We start from the raw sequence: 23597 nt of genomic DNA on the forward strand, positions 1-23597 counted from the left end.
TCGCGCCTTTGCCCACCCTACAAGCTGAGAACTAACCAAGGATCTCGCCGCCATGGAGCTGTTTCTCCATTATCTGAGCATGCCCTACATGATCCAGGGCATCGAGGTGACCTTGCAGGTCACCGCCCTCGGTCTCGGCGGCGGACTGATCCTCGGCGTGATCCTGGCGGGGATGCAGCTCAGCCGCTTCCGGCTGCTGTCGTCCACCGCCCGGATCTACACTGTCATCTTCCGCGGCACGCCGCTGATCCTGCAGATGGTGTTCGCCTACGACGCGCTGCCGCACATCGGCATCAAGCTGCCAGCGATCCTCGCAGCCGGCCTCGCGCTCGCCTGTAACGAAGCTCCCTTCATCGCCGAGATGCTGCGTGCCGGCGTGCTCGGCGTCGAAAAAGGCCAGATCCTCGCAGGGCAGGCGCTCGGCATGACGCCCGGCGTGCTGATGCGCCGGATCATCGCCCCGCAGGCGATCCGCACCATGATTCCGGCGTTCGGCAACGAGGCCGTCAGCGCGCTGAAGAACTCGTCATTAGCCTCGGTCATCGCCGTGCAGGAACTGACGCTGCGATCGACACAGCTCGCCTCCTCGACCTTCGACTTCTTCTCGATCTTCTTCGCCTCCGGACTGATCTATCTGCTGCTGACCTCGGCGATCTCGGCGCTGCAGATCTTCCTGGAGTGGTTGTTCGATCTCGACCGCACCTCCAAGCAAGTCACGCTGATGCGCTTCCTGCCGTGGTATCGAGCCCAGGGCATCGACGATCCGCTACAAGATCAGGAGCCCACGCCGGAGATTCTGCCGGACGGCGGCGTCGCCGAACTGCCTCCGGCGCGTGTGGCCCAGAGCCGCATTGATCGTGCCGAGCGCGCCAAGACGCTCGTCCACAATGATGTCGCCGTCGCCGTGAAGGCGCTGCGCAAGAACTACGACGCCAACGTGGTGCTCGACGGTGTCGACCTTACCGTGCGCAATGGAGAAGTCATTGCGCTGCTCGGCCCATCCGGCTCCGGCAAGAGCACGCTGCTGCGCTGTATCAACAATCTCGAATTGTGGAACGACGGTACCATCGAGGTCGGTGGTCGCCGGCTCGGCTTCAATCATCTCGGCCGGCCGCTGTCGCCGCGGATGGCCGCACAGGCCCGCGCCGAAGTCGGTGTCGGCATGGTGTTTCAGCAGTTCAACCTGTTCGGCCATCTCACTGCCAAGGAGAACATCGCCGGTCCGTTGCGCTGGGTGCACGGCGTCGCGCCGGCCGAGGCCGAGCGGCGGGCGCTCGAACTGCTCGAACGGGTCGGCCTGTCGCATCGCGCCGATGCGTTGCCGCGGCATCTGTCCGGCGGCCAGCAGCAGCGCGTCGCCATCGCCCGCGCCATTGCACCGAACCCCAGCGTGCTGCTGCTCGACGAGCCGACCTCCGCGCTCGATCCCGAACTGGTCAACGAGGTGCTGGAAGTGATCCGCCGCCTCGCGGTCGAGGACGGCCTCACCATGATCATCTCGACGCACCAGCTCCGCTTCGCCAGCGAGGTCGCCGACCGCGTCGTGCTGCTCGCCGGCGGCGCGATCATCGAGGAAGGCACCGCCGACCAGGTGCTCAACCATCCGAAGAACCCGGTCGCACAACGCTTCCTCAGCGCCATGGAGGCCGAGTGATGCGCCGTTTCTCTTTGCTTTTTCTGTCGAGGACCTCAGCATGACCAAACACCATCTGCCTGCCACGCCCGATACGGTTCATTGGGGGTATTTCAGCCATAGGCTGAAGCCGGTGCTGACGCTGAAGTCCGGCGAGCGTGCGGTGATCGAAACCATCACTCACCACGCCAATGACGACTACGAGCGCATGATCGCCGGCGACGAGGCGGCCGAAGAGCTGTTCCGCTGGACCAAGGATCAGAAGACCATCGGTCGGCGCGGTGCCGGCCGAACCGAAGGACCGTTCACCATCGGCAACGGCGAAGGTGTCGGCGTCCATCTGCTTACCGGCCCGATCGCGATCGAAGGCGCGGAGCCTGGCGACGTGCTCGAAGTGCGCGTCATCGACACCTATCCGCGTCCCAGCGCCAACCCGGCCTATGCCGGCCGGTTCTTCGGCTCCAATCCGTCGGCGAATTGGGGCTTTCAGTACAACGACCTGATCGAAGAGCCGAAGCCGCGCGAGGTCGTGACAATCTACGAGCTGGATATGGCGGAGCGGAGCGTTTCGGCTCTGTATTCCTATCAATGGACGCCGCAGACCGATCCCGACGGCATCGTCCACGCCACTATCGACTATCCGGGCGTACGGGTCGATCACGCCACCATCGTCAAGAAGGAAGGGGTGCTGGCGGGCATCAAGGTGCCGGCTCGTCTGCATTTCGGCACCATGGGGTTGGCACCGGCGGAAGCGGATTTCGTCTCGACGATTCCACCGAACTACACCGGTGGCAACATGGACGACTGGCGCATCGCCAAAGGCACGACGATGTACTACCCGGTCGCAGTACCCGGCGCGCTGTTCTCCTGCGGAGACGCCCATGCGGCGCAGGGCGACAGTGAGCTCTCGGGTACGGCAATCGAAATCTCTCTGACCGGCGAATTCGAGTTCATCCTGCACAAGAAGGTCGATCTGCCAGGGACGATCCTCGAAGGCCTCGACCATCCGTTGCTGGAGACCGACGACCTGTGGTCGGTGTACGGCTTCAGCGTCACCAACTATCTCGCCGAACTCGGCCCGGACCACCAGCAGGCAATCCTCAGCCGCGGCAGTCTCGACACCGCCATGCGCGATGCCTTCCGCAAGCTGCGTCGTTTCCTGATGACGGTCCACAAGCTCACCGAGGACGAAGCGATCTCGCTGATGTCGATCGCCGCCGATTTCGCCGTGACCCAGGTGGTCGACGCGAACTGGGGGGTGACCGGGTCGATCCGCAAGAGCCTGTTCATGAAGGATTGACAGATGCGGAGTCGAGGAGGTCGCCGGCCGAACGCTGGGACGGTGCGATGAACCGGCTCGTGCTCGGGGGCTGCTCCCCGAGCTTCGGCATGGCACGCGAGTTGCTTCGCTTCGGCCAAGAAGGTCGAAGCATGACGCCGCGTCCGTTCACCAGCGAGTCCTACAGCGAAGGCGAGCGCCCGGAGGCGTGGCGCGATGTGCTGGCGAGCGTCGGATTGCGGCCGGCCGTCGCCGAGCTGACCCATAAGGGCCATGCGACCGCGGTGCGTCGCAGCTTCGAGGGCATCACGCTGGCGACGCTGTCGGCCGGCCCGCAGACGGTCGCGGCGCTCCCGGACGCCGCCACAGACCATCCATTGCTGCTGTTGCCGCTGGATGATGGGGTTACGCTGAAGGCTGCCGGCGGTTACACCATCGCCGCCGCAGGCCATCTTCTGCTGCTGCCGCGGCTCGGCGACTGGAGCGTCGCGTTCCAACGCGATCTGCGCGCGGTGGTCCTGTGCGTGGACCACGATTCGACACACCGCCGCGCCGCAGTTCTCGACCTGACCGAACCGCAGCAAATCGCACCAGGCGGCTTCGGCGACCTGGTCGGGCGGATGCTCGACACCACGGCGCGGCATCTCGAAACGCTGTCGGCCCCTGAATGGAGCGCAGCGGCTCGGACTCTCTGCGAGTTGCTGCCGACGCTGCTGCAGCGATCTGCCGCGCCGGCCACCGACCTCAGCGCGGGCACGTCGAGCAAGGCGGCGACGCTGCACCGGCTGTGCCAGACCATCGAACGCCGGCTCGACGACCCGGAGCTCTCGCCGGCCAAAGTGGCGGCCGCCGAGGGGATCTCCGAACGCTACTTGCAGAAGCTGTTCGGCGGCGCCGGGTCGAGCTTCACCCATTACTTGCGGGAGCGCCGGTTGCAACGAACCCGCGCCGACCTGTCCAATCCGGGCGAAGCACATCACTCGATTTCCGAGATCGCATTCCGGGCCGGATTCAACGATTCGGCGCATTTCAGCCGCGCCTTCCGGCATCGCTTCGGCGTCTCGCCGCGCGAATTCCGACAGGCCGAAACCGAGCGCCATGCGACGACCGCCGCCGCCGCGGCTCAGCGAGGATGGCCGCAGCAAGCGCTGGCGCAACTTCGCAGCCGCCCCCCGACGACGACCGTCCGCAAGCCGGATGCAGCCGCGCTACAAGGCCCGCGTGCACGCCCGGCACCGGAGCCGCAGCATCATCACCTCGCGGCTGACGCGTCGAAAGTACATTGGGGCTATTTCAGCAGGTCGCTGGCGCCCCAGATCGAGATCGCGTCGGGCGACACCATCACGATCGAGACGCTCACGCAGCACGCCTCCGACGATCCCGAACGGATGATCCTGGGCGATGCCGGCGCCGAGAACGTGTTTCATTGGACGCACGATCAAAAGAACGTCGACCGTCGCGGCGCGGGGCCGGTCGACGCCTCGATCTACGGCCGCGGCGCCGGCGAAGGGTTCGGCGTGCACATCTGCACCGGGCCGGTGGCGGTGAAGGACGCGCAGCCCGGAGACGTGCTGGAAATCCGCATCCTGGATATCGTGCCGCGTGCCAGCCGCAACCCGGACTTCAAAGGGCGGGTGTTCGGCAGCAGCGTCGCGGCGTGGTGGGGCTATCACTACAAGGAATTTCTCGCCGAGCAGCACGCCCACGAGGCGGTGACAATCTACGAGATCCATCACGACGCCGACGCGCCCTATGCCCGGGCGCTGTATTCCTATCGCTGGGAGCCGCAGACCGATCCGTTCGGCACCGTGCACGCCACCTACGACTATCCCGGCGTGCCGGTGCAGCCGTCCTCGGTGCGGCGGCGTCACGACGTGCTCGACGGCCTTCGCATTCCGCTGCGACCGCATTTCGGCGTGATTGCGCTGGCACCGCGCGAGGCCGACTTCGTCGACTCGGTGCCGCCGGCTTACTTCGGCGGCAACCTCGACAATTGGCGGCTCGGCAAGGGATCGACCGTGTACTTGCCGGTGTCGGTGCCCGGTGCGTTGCTGTCGGTCGGCGATCCCCACGCCGCACAGGGCGACGGCGAGCTCGGCGGCACCGCGATCGAATGCTCGATGACCGGCACCTTCGAGGTGGTCCTGCACAAGAAGACCGAGTTCGCCGACAAACCGTTCGCCGATCTCAGCTACCCACTGATCGAAACGGCCACCGACTGGGTGCTGATGGGCTTCAGCCATCCCAACTATCTGGCGGAGTTCGGCGCGGGCGGCCAGAGCGAGGTCTACGCCACGTCCTCGCTCGATCTCGCGATGAAGGATGCGTTCCGCAAGATGCGGCGCTTTCTGATGACCATCAAAGGGCTGAGCGAGGACGAGGCGATCGCGCTGATGTCGGTCGCGGTCGATTTCGGCGTCACCCAAGTGGTCGACGGCAATTGGGGTGTCCATGCGATTCTCAGCAAGCGCGTCTTCGCCGATGCGCGCTGCTGATCTTCTGATGAAAGGTTCGTCTTGCAATTCCACATGATCGCCGGCGGGCCGAAGCCGGTCGCGCCGTTCAGCCATGCGGTCGAAACCGATGGCTTCGTCTTCGTCACCGGCCAGATGCCGGACACACCGCAGGCGCCCGGCGTGCTGCCGGACGGCATCGCGGCGCAAACCCGCGCGGTGATGGAGAATCTGCGCCTGATCCTCGGGGGGCTCGGGCTCGGCCTGGAGCACATCGTGATGAGCCGGATCTATCTGACGGAGTTCAAGCGCGACTATGCGGAGATGAACGAGGTCTACCGCAGCTACTTCCCGGCAGGTCGTCTACCGGCGCGCACTTGCGTCGGCGTCACCGGCCTTGCCTATGACGCGCTGATCGAAATCGATCTGGTTTGCCGCCGGCCAAGCTGACAGCCCGCAGGCAAGGACTTAACAGAGGGACTTAACGGAGGGAGGGACTTAACGGAGGATTGACACGACCAAGACCGCCTGCGCTCCAGCAGGCGCGGGGGCCGTCACCGGACACCCCGCGTCGCGTAACCGTCTTGTCAGTCAGCGCTTAGTGGACGCTGACGGCCTGCAGTTCCTGGCTCCAGGCATTCGCGATTGCCGCTTCGCGGCTGTCGGTCAGCATGATCGGCGTGCCGTCTGCCGAATGCAGCGCGAACAACTTGAGGCCCGGGGCGATCTCGGGAGCCTGCGGAAACAGCCCAGGCACGTCTTCGGAGCGGATCTGCTTCACATAGGCGATGTGGCCTTCGCCCAGATGCGCCAGCGCTTCCGGCGTGACGCCCACATTTTCAAGCACAGTACCAGCTTCAGTCATGGTCTCGACTCCTCTAGGAGACAAAGCGGTCGAGTCCGCTACTCGTTCCATTATTCGTGTTCGGTGATGGCGATTGTCTTAATGACCCTTTCCGGCTCGGGCCGGATCAGATCGATGGACAACAACCCGTTCTTCAGGTCCGCGCCCAGCACCTGCATCCCGTCGGCCAGCACGAAAGTCCGCTGGAAGTGACGTGCGGCAATGCCGCGGTGGATGTATTGCCGAGTTTTGTCATCCTGCTGCCGGCCCCGGATCACCAGTTGATTTTCCTCAATTGTGACATCGAGTTGATCGCGGGTGAATCCAGCCACCGCCAGTGTGATACGCAGCTTTTCGGGGTCACCGTTGCTGCGTTCGCACCGTTCGATGTTGTACGGGGGATACCCGTCGGCGCCTTTGACGACGCGATCGAGCGCACGCTCGATCTCGTCGAATCCCAGCAAAAAGGGACTTGATAACGAAGGAACACGAGACATCACAAAGTCCTCTCGAAGCGACTTTGAGGGGGTCCTTGCGGCACCCCATCGACCGTCCGGCACCTCGCCGTCCAGTCCAGACCAATATGGGCAGTGCAAAAGAACTGTTCAAGAAGGCCACAACAGCGAATTCCACCAGTAGCTTACGGCCCGCTAGCCGGCAATCCGGCGGCGCCCGTCGGCGGAAAACAGATGCAGGCTGTGCGGCGCCGCCGCAACCGTGACGCGCTCTCCGACCGCCGGCGAGCTTTGCCCGGGAACCCTGACGATGATGTCCCCGCCAGCTGCTTCGCCGGGCCTGCCCGCGACCACCGGCCGCGCCTCATCGCCGGCGCGGATCCCATAGACGAACGTCTCGGGCCCGACCCGCTCGATCGCCTCGACGGTGATGTCGAGCGCCAGCCCGCCCGCCACAGGCGCCCCTGAGCCGATCACGAGGTCCTCAGGCCGCACCCCGAGAATGCCAGCATCCGGCGGCGTACTGCCGAACTGCCCCCGCAGTGCGTCGGAAAGCGGCAACAGGTTCATCGGCGGCGCGCCGATGAACGACGCCACGAAGGTGGTGGCCGGCTTGGCATAGACGTCGAGCGGCGAGCCGATCTGTTCGACCACGCCGCCGTTCATCACCACCAGCATGTCGGCCAGCGTCATCGCCTCGAGCTGGTCGTGGGTGACGTAGATCGCGGTGGTCGCCAGCCGGCGCTGCAATTTCCGGATCTCGACCCGCATCGCGACGCGGAGCTTGGCGTCGAGATTGGACAGCGGCTCGTCGAACAGGAACACTTTGGGCTGGCGCACGATGGCGCGGCCCATCGCGACGCGCTGGCGCTGGCCCCCGGACAGCTGCCGCGGCTTGCGTTCCAGCATCGCGCTAAGTTCCAGGATGCGCGCCGCCTCCTGGACGCGGGCGTCGATCTCCGGCTTGGCCATGCCGCGGTTGCGCAGTCCGTAGGCCATGTTGTTGTAGACGCTCATATGCGGATACAGCGCGTAGTTCTGGAACACCATCGCAATGTCGCGGTCGGCCGGCTCGACCTGATTGACGACGCGGCCACCGATCTCGATGTCGCCGGAGGTGATCGTCTCCAGCCCTGCCACCATCCGCAGCAGCGTGGACTTGCCGCAGCCCGAGGGGCCGACCAGCACGCAGAACTGGCCGTCACCGACCGCGAAGTCGACACCCTTGATGGCCTCGAAGCCTCCCGGATAGGTCTTGCGGACATTGCGGAGAACGACATCGGCCACGATTACTTCTCCGTCTCGACCAGACCGCGCACGAACAGCTTCTGCATCAGCACCACCACGGCGACCGGCGGCAGCATCGCCAGCACCGCGGTCGCCATCACGATCGGCCACTCGGTCAGTGCGTCCGAGGTGACGATCATCTTGCGGATACCGATCTGGACGGTCTGCATGTCGTCACGCGTGGTGATCAGCAGCGGCCACAGATATTGATTCCAGCCGTAGATGAACAGAATCACGAACAGCGCCGCCATATTGGTGCGCGACAGCGGCAGCAGCGTATCCCAGAAGAACCGCAGCGGCCCGGCGCCGTCGATCCGCGACGCCTCCAACAGCTCGTCCGGCACCGTCATGAAGAACTGCCGGAACAGCAGCGTCGCGGTCGCAGACGCGATCAGCGGCAGCGCCAGACCCGCGTAGCTGTCGAGCAGATTGAGGTCGGCGGCGATCTTGTAGGTCGGATAGATCCGGACTTCGACCGGCAGCATCAGGGTGATGAAAATCACCCAGAAGATCGTCATCCGCAGCGGAAAGCGGAAATACACGATCGCATAGGCCGAGATGATCGAGATCGCGATCTTGCCGAGCGCAATCGACATCGCCATCACGAAGGAGTTGAACAGCATGCTGGCGACCGGCTCGCGCGTGGTGCCCGAGGAGCCGACGAAGATCGTCTTGTAATAGGTTTCGAGGAAGTGCCCGCCCGGCAGCAGCGACATCTGGCCGTTGGCGATGGTGGCGTTGTCCTGGGTCGAGGCAACGAACGCCAGATACACCGGGAACGCCACGATCGCGACGCCGACCCACAGGATCAGGTGCGGCACCAGGTTTCCGAACTTCCGGTGCTCGACCATCAATAGTTCACCTTGCGCTCGACGAAGCGGAATTGGATTGCCGTCAGCGCGATCACGATGCCCATCAGGATCACCGATTGCGCCGCCGAGCTGCCGAGATTGGAGCCGAGCAGGCCGTCCTGATACACCTTGTAGACCAGCGTCTCGGTGGCCTTGGCGGGGCCGCCGCGGGTCATGGTGTCGATGATGCCGAACGTGTCGAAGAACGCGTACACGATGTTGACGATGATCAAAAAGAAGATCGTCGGCGACAGCAGCGGGAAGATGATGGTCCAGAACCGTCGCATCGGCCGGGCGCCATCGATCGCCGCGGCTTCGATCACGCTGGACGGGATCGCCTGCAGCCCGGCGAGGAAGAACAGGAAGTTGTAGGAGATCTGCTTCCACGCCGCGGCGAGCACGATCAAGAGCGCCGCCTGATCACCGTCGAGCAGCGGATTCCAATCGACCCCGATCGAGCGCAGGCCGTGAGCGATCACCCCGAGCGAGGGGTTGAGCATGAACACCCACAGCACGCCGACCACTGGCGGCGCTACCGCGTAAGGCCAGATCAGCATGGTGCGGTAGAACGTCGAGCCACGCAGCGGCCGGTCGGCCATCACTGCCAGGAGAAGTGCCAGCGACAGCGACGACAGCGCGATCGCAAAGGAAAACGCGAAGGTGCGCAGGATGGCGGCGAAGTAATCCGGATCGGCCAGCAGTTCTTTGTAGTTATCGAACCACACGAACACGGTCGACAGACCGAACGCATCCTGCAGAAGGAACGACTGAATCACCGCCTGCACGGCGGGCCAATAGAAAAACACCAGCACCACCGCGAGCTGCGGCAGCACCAGCAGATACGGCAGGAACTTGGATTGAAAGACGGCCTGCTTGAGCATCGACTAGCTCCCCTCCCCCCGCTCTTGCGGCGGGGAGGGGTCGGGGGTGGGGGGAGCCGCGCGGACGGCGTCTACGATGGTCTGCATCACACCGTCGATGTTGTTCAGGACATCGTTATTCCAGAACCTGAGCACGCGATAGCCCGCCGCATTGAGATAGTTGGTTCGAACAACATCGGACTCTGATCCCGCGTGCTGCCCGCCGTCGAGTTCAATCACGAGGCGGAGCGCATGGCAGGCGAAGTCCGCATAGTACGGGCCAATCGTGGCTTGCCGGCGGAAATGTGCCTCACCGAATGCAGGGCGACGCAGTCGTTGCCAAAGCTTCCGCTCCGCGTCCGTCGGTTTTTGACGAAAGCTCCGCGCTCGTGGAACCCGTTGGTCGATTGTTCTCGCCATCAGCGTTCGTGCCTGGGGCTCCCCCCACCCCCGACCCCTCCCCGCCGCAAGGGCGGGGGGAGGGGAGGACGAGAGCGCGTTGTGAAGTAGCTACCTCACCGCCGTCTTCTCGAACTGCCGCAGCATGACGTTACCGCGGGTGACGGCGGCGTCGAGGGCTTCCTGGGCGGTCTTCTTGCCGGCGAGCGCTTGCTCGATTTCTTCGGCCCAGACGTCGCGGAGCTGCACCATGTTGCCGAGGCGCAGGCCGCGGGAGTTTTCGGTCGGCGGCTTGTTGGTGAGTTCCTTGATCGGCGTTTCGAGATAGGGCTGATCCTTGTAGAAGCCCTCGGCCTTGGCCTTCTCATAGGCCGCCTTGGTGATCGGCAGATAGCCCGACGCCTTGTGGATCGCGACCTGGCGGTCGGTGTCGGACAGGAAGGCGAGGAACTTGGCGACGCCCTTGTACTCTTCCGGACTCTTGCCGCCCATCACCCACAGCGAGGCGCCGCCGATGATCGAATTCTGCGGCGCGCCCTTCACGTCCGGATAGTAGGGCATCGGCGCGTTGGTCCAGTTGAACTTGGCCTGGTTCTTGACGTTGCCGAAGAAGCCCGACGAGGTCAGGAACAGCGGGCATTCGCCCGAGGTGAAGCGACCCTCGCCGGTGTTGGTGCGGCCGGAGTAATCGTAGGTCTTGTCCTTCTGCAGCTCGATCAGCTTTTCGAGATGCTTGACCTGCACCGGGCCGTTGAATTCCAGCTTGGTGTCGAAGCCGTCGAGGCCGTTGGCCTTGGAGGCGAGCGGCACATTGTGCCAGGCCGAGAGCTGTTCGAGATTGGCCCAGGTGACCCAAGCGGTCGAGAAGCCGCAGGTGGCGTAGCCGGCCGCTTTCAGTTTCTTGGCGTCATCGAACACCTCGGGCCAAGTCTTCGGGATCTCGGCGATGTTCGCTTTCTTCAACGCGTCGAGATTGACCCACATCACCATCGACGACGAGTTGAAGGGGAACGACAGCATCTCGCCCTTGGACGTCGAGTAGTAGCCGGTGATCGCCGGCAGATACGCCTTCGGGTCGAACGGCTCGCCGGTTTCCTGCATCAGCTTGTAGACCGGCTTCACCGCACCGGTCGCCGCCATCATGGTGGCGGTGCCGACTTCGAACACCTGGAGGATGTGCGGCGCGTTGCCAGCGCGGAACGCGGCAATGCCGGCATTCATGGTATCGGCGTAGCCGCCCTTATAGGTCGGCACCACCTTGTAGTCGCTCTGCGCGGCGTTGAATTCGTTGGCCAGCTTGACGATGACATCGTTGTTGCCGCCGGTCATCGCGTGCCACCACTGAATCTCGGTGACCGCATGCGCCGGCGCAGCGAGCGCCAGCGTCGCAGCAATCGCCGTTGCGGCGATCGCAGTCAGGCCAAAGGGTCGAAATGCCATGAAAACCTCCCGGTGGGCACGTCACTGTCGTGGTGGGCGCGCGTAGCAGCGCGCAATGACAGGCACATGACCGTATAAGCGAGGGGCAGCCGGGTAGGGAAGCGGCGGCATCGCGACCGCTCGGAAACCTATGATGCAACGCAAGAATTGTTGCGTCGCGGTATTCGGCGCCGGCTTTGCTGCCGGCGCCGTTCCGATCAGCGCTTGCGCTCCGGGCCGCTGACGATGCCGTCGGCGACCAGCTTGGAGATGTCGTCCTCCGAATAGCCGAACTCGCCCAGCACTTCGCTGGCGTGTTGGCTGAACTTTGGCGGCAGACCGCGCAGGCTCGCCTTGGTGCGCTCGAACCGGATCGGCGAGGCGACGCCCTTGTACCAATCCTTCTCGATCACATCGCCGCGGTAGGCGGTGTGCGGGCTGGTGAGGGCCTTGTCGATCGACTGCACCGGGCCGGCAGGCAGGCCGGCATTGAGCAGCCGGTCGCACAGCGGCACGGCGTCGTGCTGGCTGAACACCGCCTCGAGTTCGGCACGGAGCGCGGCGCGGTTGGCGATGCGGTCCTTGTTGCGCGCGAAGCGCGGATCGGTGCCGAGTTCCGGCTTGCCGATCTCCTTGCACAGCTTGCGGAAGGTTCCGTCGTTGCCGACGCCGGTAAAGATCTGACCGTCGCGAGCGTTGAAGGTCGAATATGGCACCAGATTCGGGTGCTCGTTGCCGGTCAGCGATGGCGGCTTGCCGTGCAGGAAGTAGTTCGCGGTATGCGGATGCATGATCGCGAGACCGGTTTCGTACAGCGTCGTCTCCACAAACTGGCCCTTGCCGGAGCGCTCGCGTTCCGCCAGCGCCATCAAGATCCCGATCGTCGCATACAGACCGGTGGTGATGTCGACCAACGGCACGCCGATTCGCACCGGACCACTCTCCGGCGAACCGGTGGCCGCGATCATGCCGGTCATCGCCTGGATGATGGCGTCGTAGCCGGGGTTGCCGCCGCGCGGGCCGTCGGCGCCGAAACCCGAAATCCGGCAATGCACCAGCCGCGGAAACTTCTCGCGAATCACCTCGTTGGAGAGGCCCCATTTGTCGAGCGTGCCGGGTTTGAAGTTCTCGATCAGCACGTCGGCATCTTCGAGCATCTTCAGCAGCACTTCGCGTCCGCCCGGCGAGGCGAGATCGAGCCCGATCGAACGCTTGTTGCGGTTCACGCCGAGAAAATACGCTGCGTCCTCGTCGTGGAAGGGAGGGCCCCAGTCGCGCACCTCGTCGCCGGCCGGCGGTTCGACCTTGATGACGTTGGCGCCGTGGTCGGCGAGGATCTGGGTGCAATAGGGGCCGCCGAGCACGCGAGTAAGATCGATCACTCGCAATCCGGCGATCGCGCCGGGCATCAGGGGAGAAGTCATGAGGGCTTTCTTATTGAAGCTTTGATGGGGAGATGAACCTACCGGTCAGAGGCGGGTCTTGGCAAATCCGACGACGGCTCACGCGCCAATCACGACATGTCGGAATGTCAGGACGCATGGTCTCGCGGCCTATGCCGCGGCATTCCTTCGTGTGCGTCGTGACGAAAGGACGATAGGGCTTGCCGAGCCAAAGCCTGCGAAGCAAGCGAAGGATGGTGGAGCCAGGCGGGATCGAACCGCCGACCTCTTGCATGCCATGCAAGCGCTCTCCCAGCTGAGCTATGGCCCCTTACCCTGGGTGCGCGGCGCAAATCAAAATCGGCCGCGCGGCAATCGTTGATCACATATCGGCGACGATCTCAAGTCTCCTCATCGCCAGAAACGTCACCAATGATGTCCGTGACGTCTTCATCCTCTTCTTCTTCATCGGCGATGAAGGTCGAATCGTCGTCATCGTCGTCGATCGTCTCGTCGATTTCGATGTCGTCTTCGGATTCCGGCACCACGGCCTTGACCTTGCCGGTGTTCTCCTCGGCATCGGCCTCTTCCAGCGACACCAGCTCTTCGGCCTCCACGGCCTCAGGCGCCTCGGTATCGGCGCCAGCGGTGGCACGCTGGTCAGCACGAGTGCGCGGCACGGCAACCGGCGCGATCGGCACCACCTCGCCGGTGTAGGGCGAGATCACAGGATTCTTGTTCAGATCGTAGAACTTTTTGCCTGTCGTCGGGCAAATACGTTTGGTTCCGAGATCGGATTTCGCCACTTGTGCAACCTTGGGATTTCTTGAAAAACGGTGCTTCACTTGGCTAGTTGGCACGCCGCTGTCAATAGCGGTTTATGCCGAAGGCCGCGAGGCGGGCCGTGGCGCCGAGCCGAATCACCCGCAGACGCGAGGGACCACAACCTTGACCGTTTCGAACCAGCCGACGCCGCTGCAGGCGCGCAAGAGCCATGCATTGCAAGGTACCGTGCGCGTCCCGGGCGACAAATCGATCTCGCATCGGGCGCTGATTCTCGGCGCGCTGGCGGTCGGCGAGACCCGAATCTCCGGCCTGCTCGAGGGCGAGGACGTTCTCAACACCGCCAAAGCGATGCGCGCGCTCGGCGCCAAGGTCGAGCGCACCGGCGATTGCGAATGGCGGGTGCACGGTGTCGGCGTCGCAGGCTTTGCGACGCCGGAAGCACCGCTGGATTTCGGCAATTCAGGCACCGGTTGCCGTCTGGCGATGGGCGCGGTGGCGGGATCTCCGATCGTCGCAACCTTCGACGGCGATGCCTCGTTGCGCAGCCGGCCGATGCGGCGCATCGTCGATCCGCTGGAGCTGATGGGCGCCAAAGTTGTGTCGAGCAGCGAGGGCGGCCGGCTGCCGCTGGCCCTGCAGGGCGCCCGCGACCCGCTGCCGATTCTTTACCGCACCCCTGTACCGTCAGCGCAGATCAAATCCGCCGTGCTGCTTGCCGGCCTGTCGGCCCCCGGCATCACCACGGTGATCGAGGCCGAGGCGAGCCGCGACCATACCGAGCTGATGCTGCAGCATTTCGGCGCCACGGTCGTCACCGAACCGGAAGGCGTCCACGGCCGTAAGATTTCGTTAACCGGCCAGCCGGAATTGCGGGGCGCCCCGGTGGTGGTGCCGGCCGATCCGTCGTCGGCCGCCTTCCCGATGGTGGCGGCATTGGTGGTCCCCGGCTCCGACATCGAGCTGACCGACGTGATGACCAACCCGCTGCGCACCGGACTGATCACCACGCTGCGCGAAATGGGCGCCTCGATCGAGGACAGCGACGTCCGGGGCGACGCTGGCGAGCCGATGGCCCGCTTCCGGGTGCGCGGCTCGAAGCTGAAGGGCGTCGAGGTGCCGCCCGAGCGCGCGCCGTCGATGATCGACGAGTATCTGGTGCTGGCAGTCGCCGCCGCCTTCGCCGAAGGCACCACCGTGATGCGCGGCTTGCACGAATTGCGGGTCAAGGAAAGCGACCGGCTCGAAGCGACGGCGGCGATGCTGCGGGTCAACGGCGTCGCGGTCGAGATCGCCGGTGATGATCTGATCGTCGAGGGCAAGGGCCATGTGCCCGGCGGCGGCGTGGTCGCCACCCACATGGATCATCGCATCGCGATGTCGGCCCTCGCCATGGGGCTCGCGTCCGACAAGCCGGTGGCAGTCGACGACACCGCCTTCATCGCCACCAGCTTCCCGGACTTCGTTCCGATGATGCGGCGGCTCGGCGCGGAATTCGGCTGAGCCTCAGGCCGCTTCGACCGGCTGAAGGCCGACGATTCGGTCGGTTTCGTTCTGCGCGGCGGTCAGAGCCGCCTGCAGCCGCTCCGCGATCTCTGCGGTCGGCGAGCCCGCCTCGACGGTGATCGGCTCGCCGAACCGGATCGCGACCTTGGCGAAAAGGCCGGGCAGCATCAGCCGATCCCAGCTCCGAAGCAGCTTGTGACGCGACAGGCTGACCGAGACCGGCAGGATCGGCAGACCGGTCAGCCGCGCCATATCGAGAACGCCCTCGCTGTTGATGCGCATCCGCGGACCGCGCGGGCCGTCGGGCGTGACGAACAGGCTGTGGCCGGACTTTCCAAGCCGCATCATTTCGCGCGCCGCCCGCATGCCACCGCGCGAGGACGAACCGACCGCGGTCTGAATCCCGAACGCGGCCCCGACCCTGGAGATGATCTTGCCGTCGCGATGCCCGCTGATCAGCGCGACCAGCGGCTTGCTCTTGGTCTGCAGCATCGGCAGCATGATCAGCCGCCCGTGCCACATCGCCAGGATGTAAGGCTCTGGAATCGGAGGGGCCTGCCGGTCGTATCGGCCGGTCCACATCACGAACTTAAAATAGACCTTGGAGAAGTTGACGCCGAGCGACAGGACCGCATCCGATCGCGTAATGCGTTTGACGAAAGCGGGCGTGGCCATCCAGGAAGGGTCCGGGCAGAGATTGATAGGAAATCGCCAACGAGGCTGGCTTCGGCGGATCGCGGGTTTATACCGAGTTGTTCACGGCTGCAAACCACTGCGGGACCTCGTCGAAACGCCGCGCTGCCCGTGAAAGGCTCACCAAGCCAATTGGAATGCAAAAGAGAATGATCATCGCAATCGACGGACCGGCCGCATCGGGCAAGGGCACGCTCGCCAAACGGCTGGCCGCTCATTACGGCCTCAGGCATCTTGATACCGGCGTAATTTATCGCGCCGTCGCCAAGGCGATGCTGGACGCCGGCACCGACCTCACCGACGAGGCGCGCGCCGCCGACGTCGCCCGCACGCTCGACCCGGCCCGGTTCGACGACCCGGCCCTGAAGAGCCACACCGTCGGCGAGGCGGCCTCGGTGGTGTCGGCGCATCCGCAAGTTCGCGCCGCACTGGTCGAGTTCCAGCAGAGCTTTGCCGCGACGCCGCCCGGCGCCGTGCTCGACGGCCGCGACATCGGCACGGTGATCTGTCCGGACGCCGAGGTGAAGATCTTCGTGGTCGCCTCGGCCGAAGTCCGTGCCCACCGCCGCTTCCTGGAGGCGCAGTCCCGCGGCGAACCCGCCGACGAGGCGATGATCCTGGCCGACATCCTCAAGCGCGACGAGCGCGACAAGAACCGCTCGGCGGCGCCGCTCAAGCAAGCACCGGATGCAGTCTTGCTCGATAATTCCTATTTGGATATAGAAGGCGGCGTCCGGGCCGCCATCGATATTGTCGAGGCCGTTCGAGCGGGCCGGCGTCGGGTCTAACGACCAAACCGACGCCGTCATTGGAGGTTCGCCCGCTCCGCCGCCACCGCCGCGATGGCCGGATGAAGACCGCGAGATCCGCTTCGGATTCGTCGCGCCTTTCGCCGCCGGACGTTCTGCTGGAATGCCCCAATCTGCGATCCGCCTCACCGCGGATCAACGTCTCGACCGTGCAGGCATGCTGCCGGCCCGCTCCGCACCGATGTGCAGGGCGGTCGTCAGGTTCGCGGACCCCTGACACTGCGCGCGCGAGACGGCCCTCAACCGAACTGCCGGCGACATCCGCATCTGGAGAACAAATGGCTTCGACTGACACTTACAATCCGACCCGCGACGATTTTGCCGCGATGCTCGACGAGTCCTTCGCCGGCGGTAACCTGCAGGAAAGCTCGGTTATCAAGGGCAAGGTGGTCGCGATCGAGAAGGACATGGCCGTCATCGACGTCGGCCTGAAGACCGAAGGCCGCGTGCCGCTGCGCGAATTCGCCGGTCCCGGCCGCGACAACGAGATCAAGGTCGGCGATACCGTCGAGGTGTTCCTCGATCGGATCGAGAATGCGCTCGGCGAAGCCGTGCTGTCGCGCGACAAAGCGCGCCGCGAAGAGAGCTGGGGCAAGCTCGAGAAGGCCTTCAACAATAACGAGAAGGTGTTCGGCGTCATCTTCAATCAGGTCAAGGGCGGCTTCACGGTCGACCTCGACGGCGCCGTGGCGTTCCTGCCGCGCAGCCAAGTCGACATCCGTCCGATCCGCGACGTCGCGCCACTGATGAACAACTCGCAGCCGTTCCAGATCCTCAAGATGGATCGCCGCCGTGGCAACATCGTCGTGTCGCGCCGGACCGTGCTGGAAGAGACCCGCGCCGAGCAGCGCCAGGAGCTGGTGCAGAACCTCGAAGAGGGGCAGGTGATCGACGGCGTCGTCAAGAACATCACCGATTACGGTGCGTTCGTCGACCTCGGCGGCATCGACGGCCTGCTGCACGTGACCGATATCGCCTGGCGCCGGGTCAATCACCCGACCGAGGTGCTGACCATCGGCCAGACCGTCAAGGTCAAGATCATCAAGATCAACCACGAGACCCACCGCATCTCGCTCGGCATGAAGCAGCTGCTGGACGATCCGTGGCAGGGCATCGAGGCCAAGTACCCGCTGAACGCGCGCTTCACCGGCCGCGTCACCAACATCACCGACTACGGTGCGTTCGTCGAGCTCGAGCCGGGCATCGAAGGCCTGATCCACGTCTCCGAGATGTCGTGGACCAAGAAGAACATGCACCCCGGCAAGATCGTTTCGACCTCTCAGGAAGTCGAAGTGCAGGTGCTCGAGGTGGATTCGGTCAAGCGCCGGATCTCGCTCGGTCTCAAGCAGACCATGCGCAATCCGTGGGAAGTGTTCGTCGAGAAGCATCCGGTCGGTTCGACCGTCGAAGGCGAGGTCAAGAACAAGACCGAGTTCGGTCTGTTCCTGGGTCTCGACGGCGACGTCGACGGCATGGTCCACCTCTCGGACCTCGACTGGAAGCTGCCGGGCGAGCAGGTGATCGACAACTTCAAGAAGGGCGACATGGTCAAGGCCGTGGTGCTCGACGTGGACGTCGAAAAGGAGCGCATCTCGCTCGGCGTCAAGCAGCTCGAAGGCGACCCCTTCGCCGAGCCGGGCGACGTCAAGAAGGGCGCTGTCGTGACCTGCGAAGTGCTCGACGTGAAGGAATCGGGCATCGACGTGCAGATCTCCGGCACCGACTTCACCACCTTCATCAAGCGCTCGGAGCTGGCGCGCGACCGTAACGACCAGCGCAGCGACCGCTTCGCGGTTGGTGAGAAGGTCGACGCCCGCGTCATCCAGTTCGACAAGAAGGCCCGCAAGGTCCAGGTGTCGATCAAGGCGCTGGAAGTGGCCGAGGAGAAGGAAGCCATCGCACAGTACGGCTCGTCCGATTCGGGCGCGACGCTGGGCGACATTCTCGGCACCGCGCTCAAGCAGCGCGACAAGTAAGCCTCAGGCTTACCTCACGACATCAAGGGCTCCGGCATCGCCGGGGCCCTTTTTCGTGGCGCGAGATCAGCCGCGCGGCGTCAACGCCTGCGGCCGCAGCCCGCGCACGGGGCGCGAACCGAACCATGTTTTCTTCATATTGGATTGTAATTGATGTATTTCGCTCACGGGACGTCAACGATCCCGCCTGACAACCGAACGATGGCCGCCGACCGGAGAACCGCAGATGTCACTTGATTCCGATGTGATCGTCGATCGCCGCCGGATGCGCAGGAAGTTGACGTTTTGGCGCGTGGCCGCCGTTCTGGTCGCGATCATCGCCGTCGTGGCGGTCGGTGCGATGCTGTCTCCGGCCGGGCGCGGCGCGCTCTCCTCGAGCGGGTCGATCGCGCGCATCAAGATCGAAGGCCTGATCCGCAGCAATGACGAGCGTGTCCAAGCGCTCGACCGGCTCGGCAAGTCGTCCTACTCGGCCGTGATCGTGCACATCAATTCACCCGGTGGCACCACCGCGGGCTCCGAGGAATTGCACGATGCGCTGGCGCGGTTGAAGGCGAAGAAGCCGATGGTGGTGGTGGTCGAAGGGCTCGCCGCCTCCGGCGGCTACATCGCCGCCCTCGCCTCCGAACACATCGTCGCGCAGCAGACCTCGCTGGTCGGCTCGATCGGCGTGCTGTTCCAATATCCGAACGTGTCCGAGCTGCTGAAGACCGTCGGCGTCAAGGTCGAGGAAGTGAAATCGTCGCCGCTGAAGGCTGCGCCGAACGGTTTCGAGCCGACCAGCCCCGAGGCGCGCGCTGCGATCGAGGCGCTGGTGAAGGATTCCTACGCCTGGTTCCGCGGCATGGTGCAGCAGAGCCGTAAAATGACCGACGATCAGCTCAACGTCGTCGCCGATGGCCGCGTGTTCACCGGGCGCCAGGCCGTCGGCCTGAAACTGATCGACGAACTCGGCGACGAGAAGACCGCGATCGCGTGGCTGGAGAAGGCGAAGAGCGTCAAATCCGGCCTGCCAGTGCGCGACTACAAGCTGGCGCCGCAGTTCGGCGATCTCACCTTCCTGCGCGCCGCAGCGTCGGTCGCTTTCGACGCTGCGGGCCTCGGTGTGATCGCACGGCGCGTTGAACAGAGCGGTGCGATGCAGTCGGTCGAACGGCTCGGCCTCGACGGCATGCTGGCATTGTGGGCGCCGTCAGCGGGTCAATGATCTCTGCCCGCGGAGCGTGCAGCCGCGTGCGGTATTTTTGACCCCGAAAGCAACCGCAATCGCGCTTCCACGGTGCCCTCCCTCCGAGCGGAGATCCGATTTAGCGTCTTGACAGTTCACGGCATTTTCACGGAAATGGCGGTCCGCACGCACGGACCGCATCCTCGATGATCAAATCCGAACTCGTTCAGCGTATCGCCGAGCACAACCCGCACCTGTACCAGCGGGACGTCGAGAACATCGTCAACGCGATCCTCGATGAGATCGTCGAGGCGTTGGCGCGTGGGGATCGGGTCGAGCTTCGCGGCTTTGGCGCATTCTCGGTGAAGCATCGTCCGGCACGGGCCGGGCGCAATCCGCGCACCGGGGCCCATGTGCCGGTCGAGCAGAAGACCGTGCCGTTTTTCAAGACCGGCAAGGAAATGCGTGAGCGCCTGAACCGCGACAGCGGCGACGACGCCCCAACCACCGATACCGCGTAGCGCGACGCCCCATTGCCGAGCCAGGCGAGCGAATGACATGCAGAAGTTTCTGACGGCCCTGGTGCTGATCCCGCTCGGTTTGATCCTCGTGGTGTTCGCGGTCGCCAACCGCCACATGGTCGACGTGTCGTTCGACCCGCTCGACCCCACCAACCCGCTCGGCCACATCCGGCTGCCGCTGTTCGTGGTGATTATCGCCACCGCGATCGTCGGCGTGATCCTCGGCGGTATCGCCACCTGGTTCGGACAACGGCGCTGGCGACGCGCCGCCCGCCGGCATCAGGCCGAAGCGATCGAAGCCCAGAACCAGCTCGCCAGCCTGCGTGCCAGCATCGCGACACCGGCACAGAGCGAGCCGCGCCGCCTGCTGCTTGAGAGCGGTTCCAACGGCGCCGGGCGCGACAAGTCCCGCGCGACGTTGTAAGACTGCGCATTCTCTGCGGCGCCCTGGCGCGCCGGCAACCCAGATTCAGCGCACAGCCATGTCCACCATTGTGAAAATCTGCGGTCTGACGACCGCCGACACGCTGGAAGCAGCGGTCGAAGCCGGCGCCGATATGGTCGGCTTCGTGTTCTTTCCTGCTTCCCCCCGTCATCTCGACATCGACTTCGCCGATGCGCTCGGCCGTCAAGTCCGCAGCCGCGCCGCCAAGGTCGCGCTCACCGTCGATGCCGACGACGACCTGCTCGACGCCATCGTCGAGCAGCTTCGGCCGAACTGGCTGCAATTCCACGGCAACGAGAGCCCGGAGCGGGTGCGTTCGATCAAGCGTATCTATGGCCTGCCGGTGATGAAGGCGATCGCGGTCGCGAGCCCGGAAGATCTTTCGGTGCTGCCGGACTACGCGGCAGTGGCAGACCGCATCCTGTTCGACGCGCGGCCGCCGAAGGACGCCCCCCGCCCCGGCGGGCTCGGCGCAGCGTTCGATTGGAAGCTGCTCGACGGCGTCGACCTCAAACTGCCGTTCCTGGTTTCTGGCGGGATCAACGCCGGCAACGTCGCCGAAGCGCTGCGGGTGACGCGCGCGCACGGCGTCGACGTGTCGTCGGGAGTTGAAACTTCCCCCGGCGAAAAGGACCCGGACCTGATCCGCGACTTCATCCGCGCCGCCCGCGCGGCCTAACCCAAGAGCTGACATGAACCAAGCTTTGCCGAATTCCTTCCGGTCCGGCCCCGACGAGCGCGGGCATTTCGGCATCTATGGCGGCCGCTTTGTCGCCGAGACGCTGATGCCGCTGATCCTCGATCTGGAAAAGGCCTATGCGGAAGCCAAGATCGACCCGGCGTTCCGCGCCGAGATGGACGGCCATCTCAAGCACTATGTCGGCAGGCCGTCGGCGCTATATTTCGCCGAGCGGCTGACCGAGCATTTCGGCGGCGCCAAGATCTACTTCAAGCGCGAAGACCTCAACCACACCGGCGCCCACAAGGTGAACAATGTGCTCGGCCAGATCATGCTGGCCAAGCGCATGGGCAAGCCGCGGGTGATCGCCGAGACCGGCGCCGGCATGCACGGCGTCGCCACCGCGACGATGTGCGCCAAGTTCGGCCTCCAATGCGTGGTGTTCATGGGTGCGGTCGACGTCGAACGCCAGCAGCCCAACGTGCTGCGGATGAAGGCGCTCGGCGCCGAAGTCCGCCCCGTCACCTCCGGCGCCAACACGCTGAAGGACGCGATGAACGAGGCGCTGCGTGACTGGGTCACCAACGTCCACGACACGTTCTATTGCATCGGCACCGTGGCGGGCCCGCACCCCTATCCGATGATGGTGCGCGACTTCCAGGCGGTGATCGGCCAGGAAGTCCGCGAGCAGATCGTGCAGGCCGAAGGCCGCCTGCCCGACTCGCTGGTCGCCTGCATCGGCGGCGGCTCCAACGCGATGGGGCTATTCCATCCGTTCCTCGACGATCCGGGCGTGGCGATCTACGGCGTCGAGGCCGCCGGCCACGGCCTCGACAAGCTGCACGCAGCCTCGATCGCCGGCGGCAAGCCCGGCGTGCTCCACGGCAACCGCACCTATCTGTTGATGGACCCGGACGGCCAAATCGAGGAAGCGCATTCGATCTCCGCCGGCCTCGACTATCCGGGCGTCGGCCCCGAGCACTCCTGGCTGCACGATGTCGGCCGCGTCGAATTCCTGTCCGCCACCGACACTGAAGCGCTCGACGCGTTCAAGCTGTGCTGCCGGCTCGAAGGCATCATCCCCGCGCTGGAGCCGAGCCACGCGCTCGCCAAGGTCGCCGACCTCGCGCCCAAGCTGCCGAAGGATCACCTGATGGTCGTCAACATGTCCGGCCGCGGCGACAAGGACCTCGCGTCGGTCGCCGAACATCTCGGGGGCCAATTCTGATGACCACCCGCATCGACACCCGCTTCGCCGACCTGAAGCAGCAGGGGCGCCCCGCATTCGTCACCTTCGTGATGGCGGGCGATCCCGATCTCGACACGTCGCTGCAGATCCTCAAGGCCCTGCCGGCCGCCGGCGCCGACGTGATCGAAATCGGCATGCCGTTCACCGACCCGATGGCGGACGGCCCGGCGATCCAGGCCGCTGGCCTGCGCGCCCTGAAGGCCGGCACCACGCTGAAGAAGACGCTGGCGCTGGTCCGCGACTTCCGCACCACCGACAACGCCACGCCGATCGTGCTGATGGGGTACTACAACCCGATCTACATCTACGGCGTCGACGCCTTCCTGGCGGACGCCAAGGAGGCCGGCGTCGACGGCCTGATCATCGTCGATCTGCCGCCGGAAGAGGACGACGAGCTGTGCCTGCCGGCCATGAAGGCCGGGCTCAACTTTATCCGTCTCGCCACCCCGACCACCGACGAAAAGCGGTTGCCGGCCGTGCTCGCCAACACTTCGGGCTTCGTCTATTACGTCTCGATCACCGGCATCACCGGATCGGCCGCGGCGGACGCCTCGGCGGTCGGCGCCGCGGTGCAGCGGATCAAGCGTCACACCAACCTGCCGGTCTGCGTCGGCTTCGGCATTCGCACGCCGGAAGCGGCTCAGGCGATCGCCGCGCAGGCCAACGGCGCGGTGGTGGGCTCGGCCCTGATCGATGCGGTCAAGGCCAGCCTCGACGCCGAGGGCCGCGCCACCAAAGCGACGGTCGGCGCGGTGGCGGATCTGGTCGCTTCGCTGGCGGCCGGCGTTCGCGGTGCGAAACAGGCTGCCGAATAGCAGCAATCGAAGCAGGACGATGGTCTGGACGGGGCTGGGCTCCGCCGCCATATCCTGACAATGCCATGAACCCAGGCGGCGCCCTGTCCGG

General features: G+C 65.0%; 23 protein-coding genes and 1 tRNA gene. 13 read left to right on the plus strand and 11 right to left on the minus strand.

Annotated elements, in window-relative coordinates; all coding sequences use genetic code 11:
* Positions 1–52 precede the first annotated feature (52 nt).
* The 4 genes from DNX69_RS14980 to DNX69_RS14995 all read left to right on the plus strand — a co-directional run bounded on the left by DNX69_RS14980 (position 53) and on the right by DNX69_RS14995 (position 5815).
* Entirely contained in the window at positions 53–1654 is a 1602-nt protein-coding gene (locus DNX69_RS14980; RefSeq protein WP_110786756.1) for an amino acid ABC transporter permease/ATP-binding protein, read from the plus strand.
* 40 nt (positions 1655–1694) lie between these two features.
* Entirely contained in the window at positions 1695–2933 is a 1239-nt protein-coding gene (locus tag DNX69_RS14985) for an acetamidase/formamidase family protein (RefSeq protein WP_110786757.1), read from the plus strand.
* A gap of 131 nt (positions 2934–3064) precedes the next feature.
* Positions 3065–5407, plus strand: a complete 2343-nt coding sequence (locus DNX69_RS14990) for an acetamidase/formamidase family protein (RefSeq protein WP_110787638.1) — start codon at positions 3065–3067, stop codon at positions 5405–5407.
* 21 nt (positions 5408–5428) lie between these two features.
* Positions 5429–5815, plus strand: coding sequence for a RidA family protein (locus DNX69_RS14995; RefSeq protein WP_110786758.1), 387 nt, complete (start codon positions 5429–5431; stop codon positions 5813–5815).
* 148 nt (positions 5816–5963) lie between these two features.
* On the opposite strand, the gene DNX69_RS15000 is transcribed toward DNX69_RS14995, so the two are convergent.
* The 10 genes from DNX69_RS15000 to DNX69_RS15045 form a co-directional block, all read right to left on the minus strand.
* Complete coding sequence (locus DNX69_RS15000) at positions 5964–6230, minus strand: DUF1150 family protein (protein ID WP_110786759.1); 267 nt, start codon at positions 6228–6230, stop codon at positions 5964–5966.
* Positions 6231–6280: 50 nt separating this feature from the next.
* The gene (locus DNX69_RS15005) at positions 6281–6706 is read right to left on the minus strand and encodes an Hsp20 family protein (protein WP_110786760.1); all 426 of its coding nucleotides are present in this window, start codon (positions 6704–6706) and stop codon (positions 6281–6283) included.
* A 153-nt stretch (positions 6707–6859) separates the two neighbouring features.
* Positions 6860–7951 (minus strand): sn-glycerol-3-phosphate import ATP-binding protein UgpC, encoded by a 1092-nt coding sequence (locus DNX69_RS15010; protein WP_110786761.1) that lies wholly within the window; start codon positions 7949–7951, stop codon positions 6860–6862.
* Positions 7952–7953: 2 nt separating this feature from the next.
* Complete coding sequence (gene ugpE / locus DNX69_RS15015) at positions 7954–8802, minus strand: sn-glycerol-3-phosphate ABC transporter permease UgpE (protein ID WP_110786762.1); 849 nt, start codon at positions 8800–8802, stop codon at positions 7954–7956.
* A complete protein-coding gene (gene ugpA, locus DNX69_RS15020; protein ID WP_110786763.1) occupies positions 8802–9683 on the minus strand; it encodes a sn-glycerol-3-phosphate ABC transporter permease UgpA in 882 nt (293 codons plus the stop codon). The genes ugpE and ugpA overlap by 1 nt, the downstream gene beginning before the upstream one ends.
* A 3-nt stretch (positions 9684–9686) precedes the next feature.
* On the minus strand, positions 9687–10082 hold the full coding sequence (locus tag DNX69_RS15025; RefSeq protein ID WP_110786764.1) for an endonuclease domain-containing protein: 396 nt from the start codon (positions 10080–10082) through the stop codon (positions 9687–9689).
* A 90-nt stretch (positions 10083–10172) separates the two neighbouring features.
* Positions 10173–11501: a sn-glycerol-3-phosphate ABC transporter substrate-binding protein UgpB gene (ugpB, locus tag DNX69_RS15030; RefSeq protein WP_110786765.1), complete on the minus strand. Its 1329-nt coding sequence runs from the start codon at positions 11499–11501 to the stop codon at positions 10173–10175.
* A gap of 197 nt (positions 11502–11698) precedes the next feature.
* Positions 11699–12904 carry a CaiB/BaiF CoA transferase family protein gene (locus DNX69_RS15035; protein WP_110786766.1) on the minus strand — a complete coding sequence of 402 codons (1206 nt, stop codon included), beginning with the start codon at positions 12902–12904 and terminating at the stop codon, positions 11699–11701.
* Between the two features lie 213 nt (positions 12905–13117).
* Positions 13118–13193, minus strand: a tRNA-Ala gene (locus DNX69_RS15040).
* 70 nt (positions 13194–13263) lie between these two features.
* Positions 13264–13668 (minus strand): TIGR02300 family protein, encoded by a 405-nt coding sequence (locus DNX69_RS15045; RefSeq protein WP_110786767.1) that lies wholly within the window; start codon positions 13666–13668, stop codon positions 13264–13266.
* 142 nt (positions 13669–13810) lie between these two features.
* On the opposite strand from DNX69_RS15045, the gene aroA reads away from it, so the two are divergent.
* Positions 13811–15148: a 3-phosphoshikimate 1-carboxyvinyltransferase gene (aroA, locus tag DNX69_RS15050; RefSeq protein WP_110786768.1), complete on the plus strand. Its 1338-nt coding sequence runs from the start codon at positions 13811–13813 to the stop codon at positions 15146–15148.
* 3 nt (positions 15149–15151) lie between these two features.
* On the opposite strand, the gene DNX69_RS15055 is transcribed toward aroA, so the two are convergent.
* Entirely contained in the window at positions 15152–15826 is a 675-nt protein-coding gene (locus tag DNX69_RS15055) for a lysophospholipid acyltransferase family protein (protein WP_110786769.1), read from the minus strand.
* 167 nt (positions 15827–15993) lie between these two features.
* On the opposite strand from DNX69_RS15055, the gene cmk reads away from it, so the two are divergent.
* The 8 genes from cmk (at position 15994) to trpA (ending at position 23506) form a co-directional block, all read left to right on the plus strand.
* Positions 15994–16632, plus strand: a complete 639-nt coding sequence (gene cmk / locus DNX69_RS15060; RefSeq protein WP_110786770.1) for a (d)CMP kinase — start codon at positions 15994–15996, stop codon at positions 16630–16632.
* Between the two features lie 299 nt (positions 16633–16931).
* On the plus strand, positions 16932–18629 hold the full coding sequence (gene rpsA, locus DNX69_RS15065) for a 30S ribosomal protein S1 (RefSeq protein WP_110786771.1): 1698 nt from the start codon (positions 16932–16934) through the stop codon (positions 18627–18629).
* A 226-nt stretch (positions 18630–18855) separates the two neighbouring features.
* Entirely contained in the window at positions 18856–19836 is a 981-nt protein-coding gene (sppA, locus tag DNX69_RS15070) for a signal peptide peptidase SppA (RefSeq protein WP_110786772.1), read from the plus strand.
* A 167-nt stretch (positions 19837–20003) separates the two neighbouring features.
* Positions 20004–20318, plus strand: coding sequence for an integration host factor subunit beta (locus tag DNX69_RS15075; protein ID WP_110786773.1), 315 nt, complete (start codon positions 20004–20006; stop codon positions 20316–20318).
* 37 nt (positions 20319–20355) lie between these two features.
* Positions 20356–20742, plus strand: a complete 387-nt coding sequence (locus DNX69_RS15080) for a lipopolysaccharide assembly protein LapA domain-containing protein (RefSeq protein WP_110786774.1) — start codon at positions 20356–20358, stop codon at positions 20740–20742.
* 58 nt (positions 20743–20800) lie between these two features.
* Positions 20801–21442, plus strand: a complete 642-nt coding sequence (locus DNX69_RS15085; RefSeq protein WP_110786775.1) for a phosphoribosylanthranilate isomerase — start codon at positions 20801–20803, stop codon at positions 21440–21442.
* 13 nt (positions 21443–21455) lie between these two features.
* On the plus strand, positions 21456–22670 hold the full coding sequence (gene trpB, locus DNX69_RS15090; protein WP_110786776.1) for a tryptophan synthase subunit beta: 1215 nt from the start codon (positions 21456–21458) through the stop codon (positions 22668–22670).
* Positions 22670–23506 carry a tryptophan synthase subunit alpha gene (trpA, locus tag DNX69_RS15095; protein WP_110786777.1) on the plus strand — a complete coding sequence of 279 codons (837 nt, stop codon included), beginning with the start codon at positions 22670–22672 and terminating at the stop codon, positions 23504–23506. Before trpB ends, trpA begins: the two co-directional genes overlap by 1 nt.
* Positions 23507–23597: the final 91 nt, after the last annotated feature.

Source organism: Rhodopseudomonas palustris (genome assembly GCF_003226555.1).
Lineage (GTDB): Bacteria > Pseudomonadota > Alphaproteobacteria > Rhizobiales > Xanthobacteraceae > Rhodopseudomonas > Rhodopseudomonas palustris_I.